Origin of the sequence: Aminobacter sp. SR38, assembly GCF_014843375.1 — a bacterium.
Lineage (GTDB): Bacteria > Pseudomonadota > Alphaproteobacteria > Rhizobiales > Rhizobiaceae > Aminobacter > Aminobacter ciceronei.
This window is the reverse complement of the sequence record NZ_CP062112.1, coordinates 5,626,028-5,643,737: the sequence shown is the minus strand read 5'-3', so window position 1 is coordinate 5,643,737 and position 17,710 is coordinate 5,626,028. Positions and strand designations below refer to the sequence as shown.

26 protein-coding genes are annotated in these 17,710 nt (G+C 59.4%); 8 read left to right on the top strand and 18 right to left on the bottom strand.

The window, feature by feature from the left end; translation table 11 throughout:
- Positions 1-109 precede the first annotated feature (109 nt).
- The 3 genes from IG197_RS27820 to IG197_RS27810 form a co-directional block, all read right to left on the bottom strand.
- Positions 110-898 carry a PopZ family protein gene (locus IG197_RS27820; protein WP_192316189.1) on the bottom strand — a complete coding sequence of 263 codons (789 nt, stop codon included), beginning with the start codon at positions 896-898 and terminating at the stop codon, positions 110-112.
- Positions 899-1,125: 227 nt separating this feature from the next.
- Complete coding sequence (locus IG197_RS27815) at positions 1,126-2,505, bottom strand: TolC family outer membrane protein (protein ID WP_192316187.1); 1,380 nt, start codon at positions 2,503-2,505, stop codon at positions 1,126-1,128.
- A 167-nt stretch (positions 2,506-2,672) separates the two neighbouring features.
- On the bottom strand, positions 2,673-3,347 hold the full coding sequence (locus tag IG197_RS27810; RefSeq protein WP_192316186.1) for a protein-L-isoaspartate O-methyltransferase: 675 nt from the start codon (positions 3,345-3,347) through the stop codon (positions 2,673-2,675).
- 268 nt (positions 3,348-3,615) lie between these two features.
- Between IG197_RS27810 and IG197_RS27805 the strand changes: the two genes are divergently transcribed.
- Positions 3,616-4,584 carry a DUF4238 domain-containing protein gene (locus tag IG197_RS27805; RefSeq protein WP_192316184.1) on the top strand — a complete coding sequence of 323 codons (969 nt, stop codon included), beginning with the start codon at positions 3,616-3,618 and terminating at the stop codon, positions 4,582-4,584.
- A gap of 116 nt (positions 4,585-4,700) precedes the next feature.
- Here IG197_RS27805 and IG197_RS27800 read toward each other — a convergent pair whose 3' ends face one another.
- Positions 4,701-4,946, bottom strand: coding sequence for a hypothetical protein (locus IG197_RS27800; protein ID WP_246765274.1), 246 nt, complete (start codon positions 4,944-4,946; stop codon positions 4,701-4,703).
- A gap of 121 nt (positions 4,947-5,067) precedes the next feature.
- On the opposite strand from IG197_RS27800, the gene IG197_RS27795 reads away from it, so the two are divergent.
- The 3 genes from IG197_RS27795 to IG197_RS27785 all read left to right on the top strand — a co-directional run bounded on the left by IG197_RS27795 (position 5,068) and on the right by IG197_RS27785 (position 5,865).
- Positions 5,068-5,316 carry a hypothetical protein gene (locus tag IG197_RS27795; protein ID WP_192316181.1) on the top strand — a complete coding sequence of 83 codons (249 nt, stop codon included), beginning with the start codon at positions 5,068-5,070 and terminating at the stop codon, positions 5,314-5,316.
- 18 nt (positions 5,317-5,334) lie between these two features.
- Positions 5,335-5,532: a hypothetical protein gene (locus IG197_RS27790; protein ID WP_192316179.1), complete on the top strand. Its 198-nt coding sequence runs from the start codon at positions 5,335-5,337 to the stop codon at positions 5,530-5,532.
- A gap of 111 nt (positions 5,533-5,643) precedes the next feature.
- Positions 5,644-5,865 carry a hypothetical protein gene (locus IG197_RS27785; protein ID WP_192316177.1) on the top strand — a complete coding sequence of 74 codons (222 nt, stop codon included), beginning with the start codon at positions 5,644-5,646 and terminating at the stop codon, positions 5,863-5,865.
- A 21-nt stretch (positions 5,866-5,886) separates the two neighbouring features.
- Here IG197_RS27785 and IG197_RS27780 read toward each other — a convergent pair whose 3' ends face one another.
- The 7 genes from IG197_RS27780 to IG197_RS27750 form a co-directional block, all read right to left on the bottom strand.
- The gene (locus IG197_RS27780; RefSeq protein WP_192316176.1) at positions 5,887-6,075 is read right to left on the bottom strand and encodes a hypothetical protein; all 189 of its coding nucleotides are present in this window, start codon (positions 6,073-6,075) and stop codon (positions 5,887-5,889) included.
- A gap of 248 nt (positions 6,076-6,323) precedes the next feature.
- On the bottom strand, positions 6,324-6,590 hold the full coding sequence (locus tag IG197_RS27775; RefSeq protein WP_192316174.1) for a hypothetical protein: 267 nt from the start codon (positions 6,588-6,590) through the stop codon (positions 6,324-6,326).
- 54 nt (positions 6,591-6,644) lie between these two features.
- On the bottom strand, positions 6,645-7,019 hold the full coding sequence (locus IG197_RS27770) for a hypothetical protein (RefSeq protein WP_192316172.1): 375 nt from the start codon (positions 7,017-7,019) through the stop codon (positions 6,645-6,647).
- On the bottom strand, positions 7,016-7,240 hold the full coding sequence (locus IG197_RS27765) for a hypothetical protein (protein ID WP_192316171.1): 225 nt from the start codon (positions 7,238-7,240) through the stop codon (positions 7,016-7,018). The genes IG197_RS27770 and IG197_RS27765 overlap by 4 nt, the downstream gene beginning before the upstream one ends.
- Positions 7,237-7,476: a hypothetical protein gene (locus IG197_RS27760; RefSeq protein ID WP_192316169.1), complete on the bottom strand. Its 240-nt coding sequence runs from the start codon at positions 7,474-7,476 to the stop codon at positions 7,237-7,239. The genes IG197_RS27765 and IG197_RS27760 overlap by 4 nt, the downstream gene beginning before the upstream one ends.
- Position 7,477: 1 nt before the next feature.
- Positions 7,478-7,651, bottom strand: a complete 174-nt coding sequence (locus IG197_RS27755; RefSeq protein ID WP_192316168.1) for a hypothetical protein — start codon at positions 7,649-7,651, stop codon at positions 7,478-7,480.
- Position 7,652: 1 nt separating this feature from the next.
- Entirely contained in the window at positions 7,653-8,270 is a 618-nt protein-coding gene (locus tag IG197_RS27750; protein WP_192316166.1) for a glycoside hydrolase family 108 protein, read from the bottom strand.
- Positions 8,271-8,385: 115 nt separating this feature from the next.
- Between IG197_RS27750 and IG197_RS27745 the strand changes: the two genes are divergently transcribed.
- Positions 8,386-9,240, top strand: coding sequence for a class I SAM-dependent methyltransferase (locus tag IG197_RS27745; protein WP_192316164.1), 855 nt, complete (start codon positions 8,386-8,388; stop codon positions 9,238-9,240).
- Positions 9,241-9,256: 16 nt separating this feature from the next.
- On the opposite strand, the gene IG197_RS27740 is transcribed toward IG197_RS27745, so the two are convergent.
- Positions 9,257-9,445, bottom strand: coding sequence for a hypothetical protein (locus IG197_RS27740; RefSeq protein ID WP_192320036.1), 189 nt, complete (start codon positions 9,443-9,445; stop codon positions 9,257-9,259).
- Positions 9,446-9,579: 134 nt separating this feature from the next.
- On the opposite strand from IG197_RS27740, the gene IG197_RS27735 reads away from it, so the two are divergent.
- On the top strand, positions 9,580-10,653 hold the full coding sequence (locus IG197_RS27735) for an acyltransferase (protein WP_192316163.1): 1,074 nt from the start codon (positions 9,580-9,582) through the stop codon (positions 10,651-10,653).
- 60 nt (positions 10,654-10,713) lie between these two features.
- Positions 10,714-11,442 (top strand): hypothetical protein, encoded by a 729-nt coding sequence (locus IG197_RS27730; protein ID WP_192316161.1) that lies wholly within the window; start codon positions 10,714-10,716, stop codon positions 11,440-11,442.
- Here IG197_RS27730 and IG197_RS27725 read toward each other — a convergent pair.
- Positions 11,439-12,227, bottom strand: a complete 789-nt coding sequence (locus tag IG197_RS27725) for a LicD family protein (protein WP_192316159.1) — start codon at positions 12,225-12,227, stop codon at positions 11,439-11,441. The genes IG197_RS27730 and IG197_RS27725 overlap by 4 nt on opposite strands.
- A gap of 1 nt (position 12,228) precedes the next feature.
- Positions 12,229-12,894, bottom strand: a complete 666-nt coding sequence (locus IG197_RS27720) for a class I SAM-dependent methyltransferase (RefSeq protein WP_192316157.1) — start codon at positions 12,892-12,894, stop codon at positions 12,229-12,231.
- Between the two features lie 102 nt (positions 12,895-12,996).
- Between IG197_RS27720 and IG197_RS27715 the strand changes: the two genes are divergently transcribed.
- Complete coding sequence (locus IG197_RS27715; protein ID WP_192316155.1) at positions 12,997-13,164, top strand: hypothetical protein; 168 nt, start codon at positions 12,997-12,999, stop codon at positions 13,162-13,164.
- Here the strand turns inward: IG197_RS27715 and IG197_RS27710 are convergent, their stop codons facing one another.
- From IG197_RS27710 to IG197_RS27695, 4 genes are read right to left on the bottom strand one after another with little or no spacing between them, the layout of a single operon-like run.
- A complete protein-coding gene (locus IG197_RS27710; RefSeq protein WP_192316153.1) occupies positions 13,165-13,332 on the bottom strand; it encodes a hypothetical protein in 168 nt (55 codons plus the stop codon).
- Positions 13,333-13,345: 13 nt separating this feature from the next.
- Positions 13,346-15,208: a hypothetical protein gene (locus IG197_RS27705; RefSeq protein ID WP_192316151.1), complete on the bottom strand. Its 1,863-nt coding sequence runs from the start codon at positions 15,206-15,208 to the stop codon at positions 13,346-13,348.
- Positions 15,209-15,248: 40 nt separating this feature from the next.
- Positions 15,249-17,312, bottom strand: a complete 2,064-nt coding sequence (locus IG197_RS27700; protein ID WP_192316149.1) for a fibronectin type III domain-containing protein — start codon at positions 17,310-17,312, stop codon at positions 15,249-15,251.
- A complete protein-coding gene (locus IG197_RS27695; RefSeq protein WP_246765273.1) occupies positions 17,312-17,692 on the bottom strand; it encodes a hypothetical protein in 381 nt (126 codons plus the stop codon). The genes IG197_RS27700 and IG197_RS27695 overlap by 1 nt, the downstream gene beginning before the upstream one ends.
- Positions 17,693-17,710: the final 18 nt, after the last annotated feature.

Sequence of the window (17,710 nt, the reverse complement as noted above, 5' to 3'; positions counted from 1 at the left end):
TGGTCCGGTGTAAATCGGATGGGTGCAACCAAGTCAACAGCGCGGCAAGCACCAGCCGGAAACGAAAACGCCGCCCGAAGGCGGCGCTTTCATGTCGGCAGAGCCGAAATCACTGTGCGCCGCGTGCCACGCGTTCGATCTCTTCGCGTACCAGCCGTTCGACCAGCGTCGGCAGGTTGTTGTCCAGCCAGTCCTGCAGCATCGGCCGCAGCATCTCGGTGGCGATGTCGTCGAAGGACTTGCGGCTGCGCGCCGCGTACGCGTCGTTGAGCTCGCCGAAAGCCGCTGAGATCTGGCGACCCGCCTGTTCCGAGATGATCGCAGGCTTCGGCGCGGCCAGCTCTTCGGCCACGGCAGGCTCCGGCGTTGCCACTACGGTCTGGGCAACGACCTGAGGTGTCTGCTTCTCCGCTTCGCGCGGACCAGCCAGGCGCTCCATCTGCTCTACGGCGATCGTCGACTGCGGCGCCCAGCTTGCGGCAGCCGGACGGGTTGCGGCGGGCATCTCCACGATGGGCGCCGGTGTCTCGACGACGGGCGCTGGCGCCTCGGCGACGGTTGAGCGCATGGGCATTGCGGTGGCCGCCGCGACCTTCGGCTCTGCCGACGGCCACTTCGCGGGCTCGTCGCGCCGCGGCACTTCCTGCTTCGCGGCCATCGGTACGGCCTCTGCCGGCTTCACATCGACCGGCGCGGCCTTGGGCGCCTGGAACTCGGCCCGGAATGCCTCGACTTCGATGATGTTGCGGTCGCTGCGGTCGTCTTCGGGCTCCGGCCGCATCTGTTCGAAATCAACCGCCGGACGGCGTCCGGTATCGTTGTCTTCGATGATCCTGCGGATGGAAGCGAGAATCTCTTCCATCGAGGGTTCGCGCTGAGCGCTGCTAGCCTGAGCCATCGTCACATCCGCCGCCTTTGTGACAGGATACAAAATGCGCCCGCCGAAACGGGCGTCGAATCAGAGCCCAAGCGTAGCCGACTGATTCCCCTTCGAGAATCCCCAATCGGACACCCCTGGCGATTTCAACAGAATACAGTGTCCCGGCCGCTCGTCGGCAAAACGAAAACGGGCGCCTGCTCCATAGGAGCAGACGCCCGCCTATCAGGTAGCCGGCTCGCTGAAGCTCAGCGGCCGTCCGGCGTGCGGAGACCGATCCACTTGTCCTTGACGGCGTTGTAGTGCTCTTCCGGCTTGTACTTGGTCACCTGCAGATTGAGCCGCTCGACCGACAGATTGCCGGCGGCCGACAGGATGGCATAGCTCGCCACCACGACATCGCGCTCAGCGGTCGCCAAGTTGATCTGGGCGTCGATGACGTCCCTCTGCGAATTGAGCACGTCGAGCGTCGTGCGCTGGCCGACATTGCGCTCCTCGATAACGCCATTAAGCGCCAGCTGTGCTGCCGAGATCACTTCGCGGTTCGCCGCCACCGCCTCACGCGCCGCTGCGTACTGCGTCCAGGCGGACGTCACCGCCTGACGAACCTGGTCGCGGCTGACATCGACTTCGATGCGGGCCTGGCCAAGCGATTCCTTGGATTGACGCACGGTCGCTGAAGCGCGGCCACCCTGATAGATCGGCACAACGAGCGATGCGCCGATATTGGCCGAGGTCGTCCAACCGTCCGGCGAGGTGATGCTGTTCGGTGAATTGTCGCGATGGACCTGCGAAATGCCGGCCGATGCCGACAGTTGCGGCAACAGCGCGCCTTCGGCCGATTTCACCGAGAAGCCCGCCGCGTCGACGAGATATTCGGTCGCCTGGATCGCCGGATGTTGATCGGCCGCCAGTGCTACAGCGCTGTCGAGGCTCTTGGGCAGAAGCTTGGACAGCGGCGCTGCCCCCTTCAGGTTCTTCGGGTCTTCGCCGACGAGTCGGCGATAGGTCGCAGCACTTGCCAGTGCCTGGGCGCGGGCAGCGGCCAATTGCGCAAGCGCCGACGACCGCGAGGCATCGGCCTGCGCCACGTCGGTGCGGGTGCCCTCACCCACGTCGAAACGCGAACGGGCAGCGCGAACCTGTTCGCCGAGGAACTGCAAATTGCGCTCCCTGAGCGCCGCGATCTGGCGGTCGCGGATCACATCCATATAGGCGCTCGCCGCATCGAACAGGATGTTCTGCTCGGTATTGCGCAAGCTCTGGTTCTGGGCGCGCACACGCGCCTCGGCAGCTGCGACGTTGTTCTTGGTCTGGAAACCGTCGAACAGCGATTGCTTGATCTCGATGCCGAACGAGCCGGTCGTCAGGTGGCTCGTCGAGTCCCGCCGCGTCGTCGAATAATCGATACTGGCGGAGCCATTGATCGTCGGCCGATAGCCCGACTTGGCAATCGCCACGCTTTCATCGATGACACGCACCCCGGCGCGGGCCGAATTGAGCTGGGAGTTGTTCTGATATGCCTTGGCCAAAGCCCCGAGGATCGTTTCCGCGGAGGCCGTCAACGGCGAAAGCGCCGTCGCGGAAACCAAAGCTACGGCAAACACACTTTTACGGAAAAACGACACGCGCGTCCCTCATTCATTCTGCGGCGAGCTGCCTGAAGACAGCTACTATTGCCCCTCGCCGAATCCGACAACAAGCGACCAATCTGGACTAGCACAGTCCAGAATCAATCACCCTCGTCCGCTCCTTAGATCATCACGACGCATTGCCCGCCGCAAGAAAAAGGAGATCAGAACTCAAATTCGTGTGCGCGATTGAAGCCGGGTAGTGGCTTAACTGCCGCATTGAAAGCACGACGCGCCGTCACTACGGCACCATCCTTGAGGAAGACGCTGGCGACGCCGGCGTTGCCGCGACCCTCTACAACGACCAGACGGCCGCCGTCCTTGAGCTGGGCAAGCAGTGCCTCGGGGACCTGCTCGACGCTGCCGCCGACGAAGATCACGTCATATGGCGCCTGCGACGGATAGCCGGCAGCAAGAGGTGCCGTTACCACGACGACATTATCATGGCCGAGTGACGAAAGCGTCGAGGTCGCCTTTGCGGCGAGCGTGGCATCGCTTTCGAGCGCGATCACCGAGCTGGCGATGCGCGACAGCACCGCCGAGGAATAACCCGTGCCGCAACCGACATCGAGAACGAAGTCGCTCGGCAGAATTTCTGCCAGCTGTGCCAGCTTGGCGAAGGGCGACGGCTCCATCAGATAGCGCGGCTGATCGGCATCGGCGGTCGCGCCGTAGCGCATGTCTTCGTCGATATAGGCAAGCTCGCGATGGCCGCTGTCGACGAATTCTTCGCGCGGCACGGACAGCATAGCTGAAAGAATGGCTGCGTCGGTCACGTCGGTGGTGCGGACCTGGCCGTCCACCATCTTCACGCGACGTTCGGAAAAATCAGCGTTCATGTTCAACTGGTCCGCCTTCGGCGCGTGATGCGCAACTATAACTGCCCGAATGGGTCCTCGGCGGCGGTTGCCGAGGAAGCTGGAGGCCTCGCCCGGAAGCCGTCAACCCAACTCACTCGGCTACTTAGCGGGCGGTGTGGCAAAAATCCGCGACGCAGTCAATCAAGGACTTACGAGGCGCACTGCCACACCTTGGGCGGCATCCATCGGGGTGGTCGATAAGACGAAGAATCACAGTAGACTGGCTGCAGATCGTCGAGGGTCGCCATTGGCGGAAGCTCACAATCATCACTATGTGCCACAAACCTACCTACGCGGTTTTTCACACGGGGTGGATCGTCAGGCGCAAGTATTTGTCGCCGACTTGGAACGCGGCAAAACCTTCACTACGCTAGTTAGAAACATAGGCTCGTCTCGCGACTTCAACCGGATTGACGTTCAAGGTCATCATCCCAACGCCCTAGAAGACGCCTACACAAAATTTGAAGATCAGATGGCCCCCGCACTCAAGCGAGTTTCGGCAGCTCGCTCACTCGATAGCGAAGAGGACAAAATCCTGATCCTAAATTTGATCGCGCTCTTGGCCGTTAGAAATCCGCGCTTTCGCAAGAATTTTTCGGGCTTCATGGATCAGATATACCGCAATATTGCGCACATCACTTTCAGCAAGAAAGAGCGATGGGAAAGCCTTAAGCGGCGCATGAGCAAAGATGGAATTAAGGTCCGCGAGGACATTCCATTCGAACGTCTACAAAAGTTCGCCCTGAGTGATGACTATGACATAGTCACTTCGAAAACGACGCACGCAAGGATCGAAGTCGGTCAGTTCGACAACCTGATTAGGCTGCTCATCATGAGAAATTGGCGCCTGCTTGTAGCCGGCGACGATGCCGGCGATTTCATCACCTCCGACCACCCCGTCTGTCTTCAACCGACAAACGCTAACCTTATTGGGAAGCCCCTGGGCTACGGGTTGAAAAACACAGCTCTTTTCTTCCCCATTGATCGCAAGACAGCTCTTGCAGGCGAGTTTGACGGAGCCTCTGAAACATTGGTTCTCCATCCTCTCCAGGTGTCGACGGTCAACACGCTGATCATTCGCTGTGCCAGATCGCAGATCTATGCAGCAGACGACGCGTTCGCGTTTATTGCTGCTGACCAATCGATAAAGAAGGGGCGCGAGCTTCTAGCGGTGCTCAGTGGGGTGCAAAGAACCAAAACCACTTCCCCGGATTAGACCTCCGGCGTGACAGGCCAGTACAAACCTGTTGCGACTCAAGGCCGAGTTTCAATTTTCCGCTCGACCCAACACCCGGCTGGGCCAACAAAAGTTGAAACGATTTTCGGCCCCACTCAGCGGCCGTTCGAATTCTGCGCGTAGGGATTCACGTCGCTGGTCTTCGGCGTGTAGATCAGCCCGACAGCCTTGCCACCGCACATTTCGCACCGAAGCCTTGGCGTCAGGTCATCAGCCATTGCTGGCGTATCAGGGCCGAACCTGTCGCGTATTGCGAGCAAGTTGAGCACCTTGTGGTGATTGCAGCGTGAGTTGTGACAGTAGGCTGTCACGTCCATCCGCTTGTCGATCAGACCTTGCACCGTCCATCCAGCCATGACGGACGAAATACGAACCTCGACCTCATTCTGTCAATTGACCAGAGCCCGCCATCAGGAATAAATCCCTCTCCGTGCGGCGACCTTTCATGCTCAGGAGGCCGCTATGGAAATGGAAGTCACCGCCCTCGTCGGTAAAGCCTATTACGAGATTACCCTGGATGACATCGCGGAATGGTGGATCTTGGGCGGGGTCTGCGGCTGCTGCGGGCACAAGGGGCCGCTTAACCGCGACTGGATCGAGCGCAAGGCACAGAACCGACTGCTTCGGTTTGCCAGCCGGTACATCCACTGCAAGCGCTGCGGAAATGGGCATCTCAACAGGTTCTACATTGCTGGTAAGCTGCCACGCTGATTGAACGCGGGGAGCGTCATGGCAGAGAAACCGAAAGACGTTCGTGCCGGCGATACCCTCACCATAGAGGTTGAGGTCGTCGACACTTGGGAAGATGGCAGGATCACCTTCCAGTTGGCCGGCTATCCCGTGCCGATCACGATCAGCGCAGAGTGCCCGGATATCGTGTCGATCGATCCGACGAGCCCGTCGAGGCAGAAGGGGCGCAAACGGTGATATCGCGCCGCCGAAGCACAGATCGTGGCCGAAACCTCTTAGAGCGCTTGCGTTTTGCAGTTATCGGAATACCTTGGCCGTGGGTAGTTCACCCCTGCCGGAGGCATCCCTATGGCCACGACGCAGTATCTGAACCACAAGCTGGAATGCCCGTATTGCAATACGATCCGGCTGAGAATTCCAGAGGACGCCCAGCCTGATACGCCAATTGTCTGCGATGACTGCGGCGAATATCTCGGTGTGTGGGACGAGCTCCAAACAGACCTGGAAAAGCAAGGCGGCACGCACGGCATTTTCCAGCTCGAGAAGGGCCGCATCCGCAAGCTTGTGTGAGCGGTATCCAATTTAGCAGAGCTAGTCCCGTCGTTGAAAAGCACTCCAACGCGCCGACTGGACAGCACGCTCAACATGACTTTCCGCCACTGAAAGCAGCGTGTCTGCTTCCTCAAGCTGATCTCTGAACGGTGAAAGGGCGATATGTCGCCTCAGAGCGCGAAGCTCGGCTCGGATCAACTCGACGTCGGATAGCTTTTCATCATTCATCTGGCGGCTCCCCGGCACAGAAGCCTTGGGGGCACCACCCGTTCCATCAACTTTCCGGCACTGAACCGGGCAATGTGAAAGCCCGCCGTGGGCAAAGGAGCCGGCGGGCTTTCACCTCGACGCCGTGGCTGACAGGATGGCCACGATGTTCTTCCATAACTCTGAAAGCCAACCGCCGGTTCCTTCCCATAACAAAAAAGCCCCACCGCCTTTCGGCGACAGGGCTTCGTTGGGTTTGCTGTATCGGACTACTGGGGAGGCAGCTTCGCCGCTTTCTCGAAGGTGAGCGAATAGACCTCGCCGATTTCGAACTGAGCGACAGCCGCCGGATTGGTTATGGTCAACGACAGTTCACCCGAAGGCGTCCATTTCGACCAGTCGCCATTCCCCTCGGGAAGGCCCTTCAGGTAACTGCCAAAAGCAGCCGCAAGCTTGACCTCGACATTGACCGAGGCCGCATCTGCCGTGGCATGGTGGTTGATACCCTTCACATAGAACATTGCTTGGACCGTCATCGGTCTTCTCCTTGGTTGATACCCGGTACCGCCGGGCGCGGATAAGTTTGCCTTTCAGGCGCTACGCCGATCCCTGCCCGGGTTGTCTTGTCGGTCGATGATCTTGTCGAGCCGATCGCCCAGCCGGTCGATGGCCACCACGATCCGCTCTTCGACTTCCTTGATGGCGGCATTGGTAGCGTAGTTCTTCGCCACCTCGAGCTTGAAATCTGCCAGCTCCTGCGCCCCCTTGGCACGGATGGTTTCCACCCGTTCCGCCAGGTGCTTGTGAGATTCATGCGCCGTTGCCAGCGAAACGGCATTTTCGGAAAGCTTGGTGTCGTGGCCTGCTATCCGGTTCAAAGCGGTGACCCACGCGGCTATGCCCGCTCCGAACCCCACGATCAGTGTGACCATCGTGCCAATGTTGATCGTGAAATCGAATGTCATTCCCGCACCCCTGTAGCTGGGCAAAGCTGTTCGCGCACCTTCAGCGCCGCCAGGTGGCGCGCTGCCTCATCGGCATTCATCGCGTCATAGACCTGCTGGCGATAGCGGATGTCAGGCCCAAGGCAGATGCTGCCCCGGGCTGTGGTGCAGGCGGCCGCACCGGTCAGCACGACGATCAGCAGCAGGATCCGCGTGATGAGATCGAGCAGCCGGCGCGTCATGGCCGTGTCCTCTTGGCGAGCTCGGCGCGCACCTGGTCAGGAGACATCGCCCCAACGTCGGATTGCACCTCGTCGGCGACGTCCCTCGCCTTCTGCTCGGCCTTGGCCTGCTTTTCGCGCTCGAGGCGGGCGCCTGTCAGCCTCTGCTTGAAGCCCCAGCCCAGCGCCCCGATGATGCCGGCCATGATCGCCAACAGCGTTGGACTGCTAAGGAGAGAAAGGACCAGCGCCGTCATGTCACTGGTCCGCCGACTGGTTGGGGATCTGATAGACGCCGCCGGCCACAAGAGCACCGACGATCAGGTCACGCACGATCGCGTCCAGACCGGGAATGTCGACCTCGAACTGCCGCAGGCCGATGAGCGCACCGATACCGAACAGTGCGACGAAGAATTTCGAATACTTGCGCATGTCAGTGATCCTTTCGGGAGAAGAGCGCGGCAATCGCCTTGGCGATGAGTTGGAGGATGAAGCGCAGCCCCTTGGCGGGTTCCGCTGGCGCAGCTGGGGCCGCGGTCGGCTCGGCCAGCTTCAGCGCCCCCGCACGAACCCCGGAGACTCGAGAGGTCCAGCCTTTGCCAAAGGTCGGCCAGGTCTTCAGGCCGCGCAGGAACTTCATGCGCTTGTCGCAGAGGTCATTGATGACCGTGGCGCGCATCATCGCCTTGGTGGCGCTGATCGTCGCCGGCCCGATCCGGCCGTCTTGAACAACACCGACAACGCCCTGCAGGTATCTGGCCGCCCTGCCCGGACCGCTGTTCACAGCGAAGTCGAAGACGGCATAGTCGATGCCGTCGGGCAGCTCAGCGCCATGCACCGCGTCCCAGTAGAAGCGGCGGTAGACCGTGGCCAATTGCTCGTCGGAGATCCCCCGCAGATCGTCCTTGGTCGCGCCAGGCTTCACATAGCGGCGGAAGTTCGCCAGCGTGACGCCCTTCATGGTGGCGCCGCCGGGATCCGCCGGATGATCCGACCAGCCACCCTCATGTTTCAGGACGAGCGATAGCGCCCGCGCGAAGTTGCGATCCATGGGATTTCCTTCGATTGTTGGAGCAATATGAGAAATGCGCGCGGTCGCGTTTGCGAAAAAGCGCTGAACTGGCTATCTACACGCGACTCAGACCCCCCTGCCCGGAGAGATCGACTTGGAACATACTTTGCCGTTTTTGGCTGAAGCCGAGCGCGTAGCCGCCGAGACGCACGATCCGGTCAAAGCGTTGGTGCCACTACGTCAATTGAGTCTCGATGACTTCGGCTTGTTCATGATTTCATTGCCGAACAAGCGCTATCCCGCACTCTCCAGTGTGTTGCCCAACATGGCCAGCGACCACATTCAAAAGACGTGGACAGGCGCCAGTGGCGTCGAACTTCTGAAGCAGACGTTGGCATTCACCCGCATTGTCGAAAACATGGTCGTTCGCCATGCAGGCCGAACTCTCCACAATGCGTCTATTCTCGATTTCGGATGTGGATACGGCCGCATTCTTCGGATGATGTATTACTACTCGGACCCACAGAACATCTGGGGTGTAGACGCGTGGGACAAGTCCCTGGCCACCTGCAAGGAAGTTGGTCTATTGGGCAATTTCGCTCAGTCGGATCGTGTGCCGAGCAACTTGCCGGTCGGAGACGCCAAATTTGATGTGGCCTTCGCATTCTCTGTCTTTACGCATCTGGCGCCGAGCGCTGCAACGGCTTGCCTGAAGGCCGTACGAGAACATATGGACGAGGGCGGGCTTTTCATTCTGACTATTCGCCCCGTCGAGTTCTGGCCCTATATCGACGCGACCCGAAAGACGACGCATCAGTCATCACTCATGGCAGACCATCGTTCAAAGGGTATTGCATATCTGCCTCACGGCGGCACTGAAGGCGAGACCTACGGAGACACCTCGCTGACCTTCGACTTTTTCAAAGACCAAGAGGGTTGGGACTATCTTGGCTACGACCGATCGATCTTCGACACCTTCCAAACCTCGGCAGTCCTTCGGGCAAAATAGGCGGTCGCTACTGAAGCTAGATCTTAGCGGCGGCTATCAACAACTCGTCCACCACTGCATCTGACAGCCCCAACTCAATAGAAAGCACCCACAAATACGGGTGATCTCGCGAGATGAAGGTGGCCTTGCGCCACTTCGAAAGCGACGCTCCGAACACGCCAGACGAGCGCTCGCGCAATGCCGCGTAGAACTTGCTACGGTCCATGGCATTTCCTCAGATTGTGGGTGTCAGCCGCCGTCCGCAGGCGCGGTGCGCGTATTCGGGAGATGGGAGCTTTGGATGGTTGCTAGGGGCGAGCGCCCTCGTTAGATACTGGCCACCTGACCAAGGGCGCGAAGATGACGACAAGACCCAAGCTTGAAGGTGCCAATGTAGTTCGCTTCATCGCGGCCATGATGATCGTCATGTTTCACGTCGCGCTCATGCCGAAGTTGGCGATGCCCGACGAACTGAAGTTCATCACAAATTTCGGCGGCTTCGGGGTACCCCTGTTCTACATGCTGAGCGCATTCGCTCTCTGCTATGGCTATTCTGGAAAACTGGATAGCGCAGATCAAATACGCAGGTTCTACAATCGGCGCTTTTGGCGAATTGCTCCGTTATTTTACGCCATGATGGCCTACTACGCTCTGTATCTCTGGTATTTTCACAAACTCCCCACGCTGGGGAGTTTCATCACATCCGCCACATTCACCTTCAATTTAGTGCCGAGATACATCACCGGATTCGTTTTTGCATCATGGTCGATCGGCGTTGAGATGCTGTTTTACGCCATCTTCCCGGTCGCGCTTCTGGCGATATCGAACCTACCTAGAGCAATAGCGGCTTTTGTCGTCTCGGTTTTCATAGTCCATCTATGGACCAGCGCGTTCTCAGGGAGCACGGGTGACATTGCGAACTTTGGCAACTTTTCGCTGATCGCGCACATCCACTATTTTTCGGGGGGCATTCTGACGTTTTTTCTATGGAAAGAAATCCGGTGGACACCATGGCTTCACCGTACACTCACGGGTGTCGCCGCCTTCATTCTTGTCCTTTTGATTTTCGTATCAGGTTATCTGCACCATCAGTTCGGCAAGTCTGTTCTGACGGCAATATGGGCTAGCGCATTCGGCATACTGATCCTCGGCCAGAGCTTTCAGCGCGTCGGCGCTCCGCTCCGTTTCGCTTCCATGCTCGGTGAAGCCAGTTTCAGCCTCTATCTACTGCACCCGGCGATCATCGCCTTGATGATGCGCGCCGGACTGTATCAATGGATATATTCGTCCCTTCCGGGAGATTTTTCAGCCTACCTAACGTGCCTAGCAGTCACCCTGGCGGCACTCTTCCCGCTTTCGATGCTCACTTACGAGCACATAGAGCGCCGGTTCTATCAGGGGCGCGAGGCGAACACCGCCCCAAGGCTTGCCTAGACTATCGCGATACGCAACGGCGAGATAGTTTCGCGCCGCATTTGGTTGGAGAGAGAGGGAATGAACGGACGTATTGTCATCACTGGTACTGGACGCGCTGGGACGACCCTGCTTGTTCAGCTCTTGACGCACCTTGGCGAGGACACCGGATTCACATCGGACTTGTCAAAGGGGTATTTCGAGAAGGCGCGGGCTGGGCTGGAATGGCACTTGTCGGACTATCCCAATCTTCCCGGAATTATCAAAGGCCCGCACTTTTGCGACCAGATCGACCAAATGCTGTCTCTCGGGATGACGATTAATCACGTCATCATTCCCGTGCGAAATTTTGCAGATGCTGCCGCAAGCCGCCGCCACGTCCAGCATGCGACTGTAGGCAGCGCAAACGGGTGGGGCGCCCCCGGCGGTCTATGGGGCACCGAACGTGGAGCTGATCAGGAGGCGGTCATTCGCCGGAAGTTCACAACGCTGATGGAATCTCTGGTTCGCAACGATATCCCGGCGACTTTCATCGCATTCCCTCGCCTTACCGAAGACCCGGAATATCTATTCGGCAAGTTGCTCCACGCCTTTCCGCATCTGGAGCGCGACGCCTTCGACAAATCGTTCAAGGCTGTAGTGAGGCCCGAAATTGTGCACCACAAATTCGACGATCCCGAGCCGGCTCGAGTTGCTTCGACTGCCCAGGTATCGATCCGAGACCAACGCAAAAAGCCAAGCGCGGCCGAAGCCGCAGCCTACGTGAGCACGCTCATATCGTCCGGATACGTCGTGCTACCTAAACCTTAGTCGGTTGAGTCATTTGGGTCGGGCGGAGGTGCTTCCCAGAAATCGACAAATTCGCGTATGTCCCAGGGATGGTGCCAGTTAGCGATCGGCTCTCGCCAATCACTACCATAAGTCACCTCGAGGTAGCGCTGCGGGTTCGCCGGAACGCGGACTTCTTCCCCCAGAATTGTCATCGATGATGTCGGAAAAACGTCGGAAACAAGCATTCCGGCGCGGGCGCTTGGGAACCATGCTACCCGGTCTGCTTCGACGAAACCGATGAACACGTCTACGGCTGTCCCGTTTCCTTCATTGACCCCAAAATGTGTTGGGAAGTTCCCGTCGAACCCATGCGGCGTGAACCCGTTCGCCTCAAGAAACTCTCTTAATTCTCGCTTGGCTTTCTGAAACGTAGCACCTTCGGACGGCAGAGCTATGATGAGGTCGAGGTCATCGTCATGCGGGATGAACCCGCCGTCACGCACGAACCCCAACACCGAACCAAAACCGAAGCTAACATGCGGGGTGAACCGTGAGAGTGCATCCGTGAGCCTGTTGGCTTGCCGAATCATCCCGATCTTCTGCTCGTCTGTCCAGAACCGGAATGTTCGACGGATACCGTGGTTTCCCCACTCCAGCCCCTTAAGGCTCAAGTACTCGGTATTGATGGCCGCGATGATTGATCTCTTTTCCTCGGGCGACAGCTCAGTCTCTGCAAGCAGGCCGCGATAGGCGCCGGCATAGTCGCCGTTGGCCACCATCGCACAGTATTTGTCATGGAACGACGCTGCACTTGCCTCCAGCATGTCAGATCTTCCGCAAGATGCATCTGGCGACATAGGCATCATCCTGCTTGAATTTAGCCAGGCCGTAGCCCTCCACAGCATAGTCTACGACGAAGCCGTGACTGCCTGCTTTCACGAACACCTGCGCAGGGTCAACGAAGCGTCGGTAATGATCTGGCGTCACCTTTGCACCTGACGCGTCCCGTACAGTTCGATATTCGAACGCAACGAGATCTCCGATCTCTAGCGCTTCGGCCAAACCCGAAAAGAAATCATCTTCTTCGTCATCAGTCAGCGCATGCAGGAAAAACCTCGCATACACCATGACGGGCCCATCTGTCGCGCTTCGCAGGGCGGATATGACTTCGTGGAACTGTGATGTTCCAACTGACGCACAATGGAATGTCACATTGGCCAGCCCAGAATCAGCCCGCGATCGTTCGCAAGCCTGAACAGCTGAGATCGACCCATCGATCGCTGCGACTGTGACGCCATGACGGGCAAAGAAGAAGCTGTCACGGCCGCCACCGCTGCCGACCTCGATCATAAGGCTGAGATCAGGCGCTTCCTGGAGGACGAATGCGGCGAATTGGGATGGCGGGTCTATTTTTCCGCCCGGCCGACCGGCATAGAATTCGTTCCAATATCTCCCCTTGTCGCGCCCGCCCACGCGATTGTCGTGCAGCAAATCCCTGTCTCCGCAAAATGACACTTTGATGACAGGTACATGACACGTTAGGGTAACTCGGACAAGGCAGACGTGAGCCGACAACTAGGAGACCGCAATACCATGAACCGAAAAGACACCCCCGCGCTGCAAGATAAGCCGACCGAAGAACAGGTAGATCGTCAAGAGAGAGCGCAATCGGTCGAAGCGAAGGATCCGTTCGAGGGTGCAGGCGGGAATCCCCCTCTCGATCCAGCTACTGGACAACTGGCGTGGCCAGGGATCGAGTGATTACTCCTCCTCCTTGTCATTACCAACCTCTTGCCGCCCCCGGGAGGCCTCTGCAATCTGCTCATTGATGGTCTGAAATACGGGCGCGGCTAGCCGGTAGGGCATCTCGCGTAAGGCAGCATCAAGCACCTGCATCTGCTGCTCGTTGAACTTAAGTACATATTCCATGTTTCTTTCATCCTTATGCGTGGAGCCCGTAGGCCCGAAGATCATCAATCATCGCCTTGACCCGCTCAGCGAGTTGCGGAAGCGTTACCGATGCAGTGTCAAAGGCAGTGCGGGTTGCAGTTCCTGTAGCCGCCGCCAAGGATGGACGACCTACAGGTGAAACACCAAAGAAGCCGACGCCAGTCGTATTGACTTCTATTTTCGCGGCAGATCCGCCGTCCTCAAGCCGCGCCCCTCCGGTCCCTTTGCCGCGCAGGATCAGGGATAGATTGGTGTCCGACCCTGCAGCCGCCAAGCGCGGGTTGATACCAGCAGTTCCGCCGGTCGCCGAGGCATAATTGACAGCCTGCGAAGCTGGAGATACGCGAAAATGTTCGCCTGCCCCGTCATGCGATTGGAAGCGCATGACGCCTGTCCCTGTGGTGCTGACGTCGATAGAGGCACTGGCATCGGCACCCTTGGCACGGATAGAGTTAGGAACCCCGGTGCGCGCGTTCGTGATCTGCAACCAGTTGACCGCGCCAGCCCCTGAGGTGTCGTCTTTGAAGCTCGCTATAGCGCGCTCGCTCGTGCCGGAAATCTTTACCTCGGTGTTGGCAAAGATCACGCCCACATCTTGACCGGAAACAGCAGTGACATCGGACCGAATGACAGCGCCCCTAAGGGCGCTGGACGCCTCCCAAGAAATTTCATGGCCCTGTGCCATGGAGATTGCTTTTGCGTGCCCGGTAGACCCGTCGATATGACGATAGAGCGCCCCGTTGCGGAAGACGATGCCAGATCGCCATTTTTGCCACGTCGCCGCAGTGTCCCCACCCGAAATGTCGACAGCGCAGGACGCAGGGAGCGTGGGGTCGACCTGCGGCGTATCCGCGTCCCCCAAGACGTACCCGTTGCCGCCAACAACACCGAGCATCAAGCCGCACACTCCGCCCATGGAGTAAGCGTTCGGGTTGAAATTGATGGCCGTGTAGTTGCCCACCTGCACTTCGATGCCGACAGAATTTACTGCCGTTCCCTTCATCATCGTTTCGGCATAGATGGCTCGGCCAAACCCATCTTCGACCAGAGAGACACCGAAGACACCCCCGTTGACTGTGGTTCCTGCCGATCCCGGCGGGTTCCAAGCAGCGCCGAGAATGGCGATACGCGGGTTCTCTTCTTCCGTGGATATTGCGAAGTAGGCGTTCTTTTCGAAGTAATTCGCGCCGCGCTCTGTCAGCCACGACCCGCCTAGCGGATTAGGCGACTTGTTTCCCGTGTGGACGGAGGATGCGCCGCCGAACATGCGGTCCTGCCAGCGGATGATTTTTGTGGCAGGTGTGGTGTCCTTGAAGAACCCATCATGTGGCGGGACAGTCCCGTCAAACGTCATACCGGGGTGGGTAGCATCCCCCGTTCGCGAGAAGGCAAGGACGTATTCCTCGCCGTCCGCGAAATCGCCGGCGCCACCAACATGAACAATATCAATTGTACGGTATCCGGCTCCTTCAACAACCGCCCCGGTCACATTATAGGCGTGCAGCACGCTGCTATTGTCGACACCACGGAAAACAAGCGTGCCACGAACAGAGCTGGTGCTGTCGTCCCACCCCGCAAGGATGTCGCCAACATTGGAGCCTGAGGCATCGACATCATCGATGAACATCTTCGTTGCTGCCGCTGCCGAAGCATTGTTCACACGGAATAGCCCGGCACCAGGGTCGGAGTCAGCCGTCGCCTCATCGAAGCCGTACAGCAATCCGGCGCCGGTCTGGCGCGCTTCCAGCCAAGCACCCCATTCACGGATCTTCGACTTGTGCGGCTTGTGAAGCCCCGACGAGGGGACTCCATCTGTCTCAAAGTCGCGAAAGATCGTCGAGGCAAGATCAACCATGCCAGGCTCCAGCTGTTCGAATTGTCAGATTTCAGGGGTGTCAGGTGACGGTCACGGACCCGGTGGCCACGCTGGCGCTTTCGACGCCGGAGGCATTACGGGCCTTGATCCAGTAGTAGTAAGTGCCGGCGGCAAGGCCGGTGTCCTGCCAGCTGTCGTTGGCCGAGGGCGCGCCATACTCGGTGCGCACCAGCGTTGCCGTGCCTTCGGTGTTGACGGTGTTCCGGCGAATGTTGGCCGCCGAGTAGTTGGCGCTGTTCGGGCTTTTCCAGCCGAGATCCACGGTCCCGACCCCGCCCGTCTTGGTAACGTCGGTCACGACACCGGGCGCCGTGGTGTCGGCAACCACGTTGACGGTCTGGCTTGCCGACCAAGCGCCTTGACGCCCGGTGATGGTGATATGGCGAACCTGCGCCTCATATTGATCACCATCGGAAAGCGCACCGGATTGCGCCTCAGTCGCCTTGTCGCCGATCGGGATGACCTGCCATTCGCTGACCGCAGTGCGCTTGTATCGGCCTTCCACGATCAGAGCCTCCGAGGGAGGCGTGTCGAACTGGATCACGCCGACCGGCACTTGCTGGCCGCCGATGGTGATCCTGTTGACACCGAAGGAAAGCCCGGTCGGAACAGGGATCGTCCGGTCGACAGCGACATCCTCGCTGATCGGCGCCGTGCCTTCTTCGGTGGCCGCATCCCAGGCATAGGCCGCCGCCGGCATCGAGATCACCTGCAGCGACACGCCGGTGAGAATGCCGCCCTCGCCGAGGTTGAAGCGGAAGTCCTGCACCTCGAACACCTCGTCGATCCCGAATAGCGGATAGCGGATGCGCACGAACCTCTTGCCGAAGGCTGCGAGCGCCTTGAGGTTGCACTGGAAGCCGCCGACCCATGACGGGTTCGCCCGATAGGCGGCCAACTTCATCAGCCGGCGCGCCTGGCCGTGGCTGGGTGCCAGCAGGAACTGCTTGTCGGTAGCGATCTCGCCGCGAAGTGCGGCGTCAGCGTCGTCGATCCACTGGTCGGCATCTGTCGACTGATAGTCGTGCGTCGGCGACAGATACGTGGCGCGAATGGTGTTTGCAGTGGTCAGGATATCGCGACCGCGCGCCAGCTCGGAGAACCCGACGATTGCATCCTCGTCGAGGATCACGGTCGGCTCTTCCCATGTGCCGATGTCGAGCGTCACCCCACCGTCTGGTGTCGGTACGATCCGAGCGTCGCAGCACTCCTGGAACCGCCCCAGAACGTCGGCAGGCCGCTCATCAAAGCGATAGGTTCCCCAGAGCCGATATCGGGCCTCCGTGCCACCAGCCTTGCGCTCGACAGCCTCTGCCGCCCTGTTGTAGGCGGCCAGCCACCCTGCGGCTGCCTGAGGCGTAGAAACCAGAGACGACGGCAACCGCATCCCATCTGCATGGGTGATGTAGTCACGGATGACTGCCGCAGCGTTGTCGCTCCATCCGGTCAGACCCGTCGACGGGTTGAGCACCTTGGCCCCACGGGTAACCACCCGATAGAGCGTGTTCGATAGGTTTGGGAAAACGGATGAGATCTGGTCTTGGGCGACGCCAGCCTGAGTAGCATAGATGGAGGCAACTCCATCGCCACGATGTGCCGATGTCCATTCTGGGAAGGCGGCTGTCAGCAGCGAGTAGTGTGTCTCGGTCGAGAGCCCCAGCCGCGTTTGCAAGCGCAGCCGGTTGTTATATGGAGCAGTCGGAACAAGCCCATTCGTGCCACTGTTGACAACGAGGTTGTCATCCACCCACAGCTCTTCAATGGCATCCAGTTCACCAGTTCCAAGAGCGAGAACCTTGTGAAGACCGCCCCCTTTGCTCTCGGCAAAGACCCATGACCCTGACGTCTTTACCCGTCCATAGTGCCGCTGACGCGGAGCGACCGGACTTTTCACCGTAACCTGCACGTCCTCGGGCTTGGGCGGGTCAGGCCGGAACAGCGACGAAGCCAGGTAAGACAGACCTACGCTCAAGCCGATGCCGATAGCTCCAGCGATCAGCGACACGCCGATGGTCAGCGCAGCACCTGTCACGCCGGCCGACGTCAACGCCAGCAGGACGAAGCTTTCGATCAGGCCGGGCATCAAACCACCTTCCAGGCTTTCCAGACCGAGGCGAGCGGCGCGCCAATCAGGCCGTCAGTGTCGCGGGAGAACCACAGCCCGCCGGCATGAATCGCCACGCAGAGCTTCTGTCGGTGGATGATCAGGCCGATGTCGCCGGCCTGAGGTGCAGAGGTCTTGCTCAGGCCGGCATTGCGCGTCACACGGTTGACCGCGACGGCAATGCCGCCGGGTTGCGACAACCACGCGCGAGCTTCGGCCTCGTCATGATGCACCCGTCCGAAGATCCGCAGCGGCGAAACGCCGAGCACCCCAGTTACCCAGCGGTCTGCTGTCGAGGCGCAGTCGGTCTTGCCCCATTCGAACGGCTTCGCGCTCTCGGACGCGATGAACTCGCGCACGGCATCAATGGCTTGCTT

What these genes read in the sequence shown, in the direction of transcription:
- IG197_RS27820 (WP_192316189.1), bottom strand. Translation starts at nt 898, where the DNA reads ATGGCTCAGGCTAGCAGCGCTCAGCGCGAACCCTCGATGGAAGAGATT.
- IG197_RS27810 (WP_192316186.1), bottom strand. Translation starts at nt 3,347, where the DNA reads ATGAACGCTGATTTTTCCGAACGTCGCGTGAAGATGGTGGACGGCCAG.
- IG197_RS27795 (WP_192316181.1), top strand. Translation starts at nt 5,068, where the DNA reads ATGGAAATGGAAGTCACCGCCCTCGTCGGTAAAGCCTATTACGAGATT.
- IG197_RS27790 (WP_192316179.1), top strand. Translation starts at nt 5,335, where the DNA reads ATGGCAGAGAAACCGAAAGACGTTCGTGCCGGCGATACCCTCACCATA.
- IG197_RS27785 (WP_192316177.1), top strand. Translation starts at nt 5,644, where the DNA reads ATGGCCACGACGCAGTATCTGAACCACAAGCTGGAATGCCCGTATTGC.
- IG197_RS27780 (WP_192316176.1), bottom strand. Translation starts at nt 6,075, where the DNA reads ATGAATGATGAAAAGCTATCCGACGTCGAGTTGATCCGAGCCGAGCTT.
- IG197_RS27775 (WP_192316174.1), bottom strand. Translation starts at nt 6,590, where the DNA reads ATGACGGTCCAAGCAATGTTCTATGTGAAGGGTATCAACCACCATGCC.
- IG197_RS27770 (WP_192316172.1), bottom strand. Translation starts at nt 7,019, where the DNA reads ATGACATTCGATTTCACGATCAACATTGGCACGATGGTCACACTGATC.
- IG197_RS27765 (WP_192316171.1), bottom strand. Translation starts at nt 7,240, where the DNA reads ATGACGCGCCGGCTGCTCGATCTCATCACGCGGATCCTGCTGCTGATC.
- IG197_RS27760 (WP_192316169.1), bottom strand. Translation starts at nt 7,476, where the DNA reads ATGACGGCGCTGGTCCTTTCTCTCCTTAGCAGTCCAACGCTGTTGGCG.
- IG197_RS27755 (WP_192316168.1), bottom strand. Translation starts at nt 7,651, where the DNA reads ATGCGCAAGTATTCGAAATTCTTCGTCGCACTGTTCGGTATCGGTGCG.
- IG197_RS27750 (WP_192316166.1), bottom strand. Translation starts at nt 8,270, where the DNA reads ATGGATCGCAACTTCGCGCGGGCGCTATCGCTCGTCCTGAAACATGAG.
- IG197_RS27740 (WP_192320036.1), bottom strand. Translation starts at nt 9,445, where the DNA reads ATGGACCGTAGCAAGTTCTACGCGGCATTGCGCGAGCGCTCGTCTGGC.
- IG197_RS27735 (WP_192316163.1), top strand. Translation starts at nt 9,580, where the DNA reads ATGACGACAAGACCCAAGCTTGAAGGTGCCAATGTAGTTCGCTTCATC.
- IG197_RS27730 (WP_192316161.1), top strand. Translation starts at nt 10,714, where the DNA reads ATGAACGGACGTATTGTCATCACTGGTACTGGACGCGCTGGGACGACC.
- IG197_RS27725 (WP_192316159.1), bottom strand. Translation starts at nt 12,227, where the DNA reads ATGCTGGAGGCAAGTGCAGCGTCGTTCCATGACAAATACTGTGCGATG.
- IG197_RS27715 (WP_192316155.1), top strand. Translation starts at nt 12,997, where the DNA reads ATGAACCGAAAAGACACCCCCGCGCTGCAAGATAAGCCGACCGAAGAA.
- IG197_RS27710 (WP_192316153.1), bottom strand. Translation starts at nt 13,332, where the DNA reads ATGGAATATGTACTTAAGTTCAACGAGCAGCAGATGCAGGTGCTTGAT.
- IG197_RS27705 (WP_192316151.1), bottom strand. Translation starts at nt 15,208, where the DNA reads ATGGTTGATCTTGCCTCGACGATCTTTCGCGACTTTGAGACAGATGGA.
- IG197_RS27700 (WP_192316149.1), bottom strand. Translation starts at nt 17,312, where the DNA reads ATGCCCGGCCTGATCGAAAGCTTCGTCCTGCTGGCGTTGACGTCGGCC.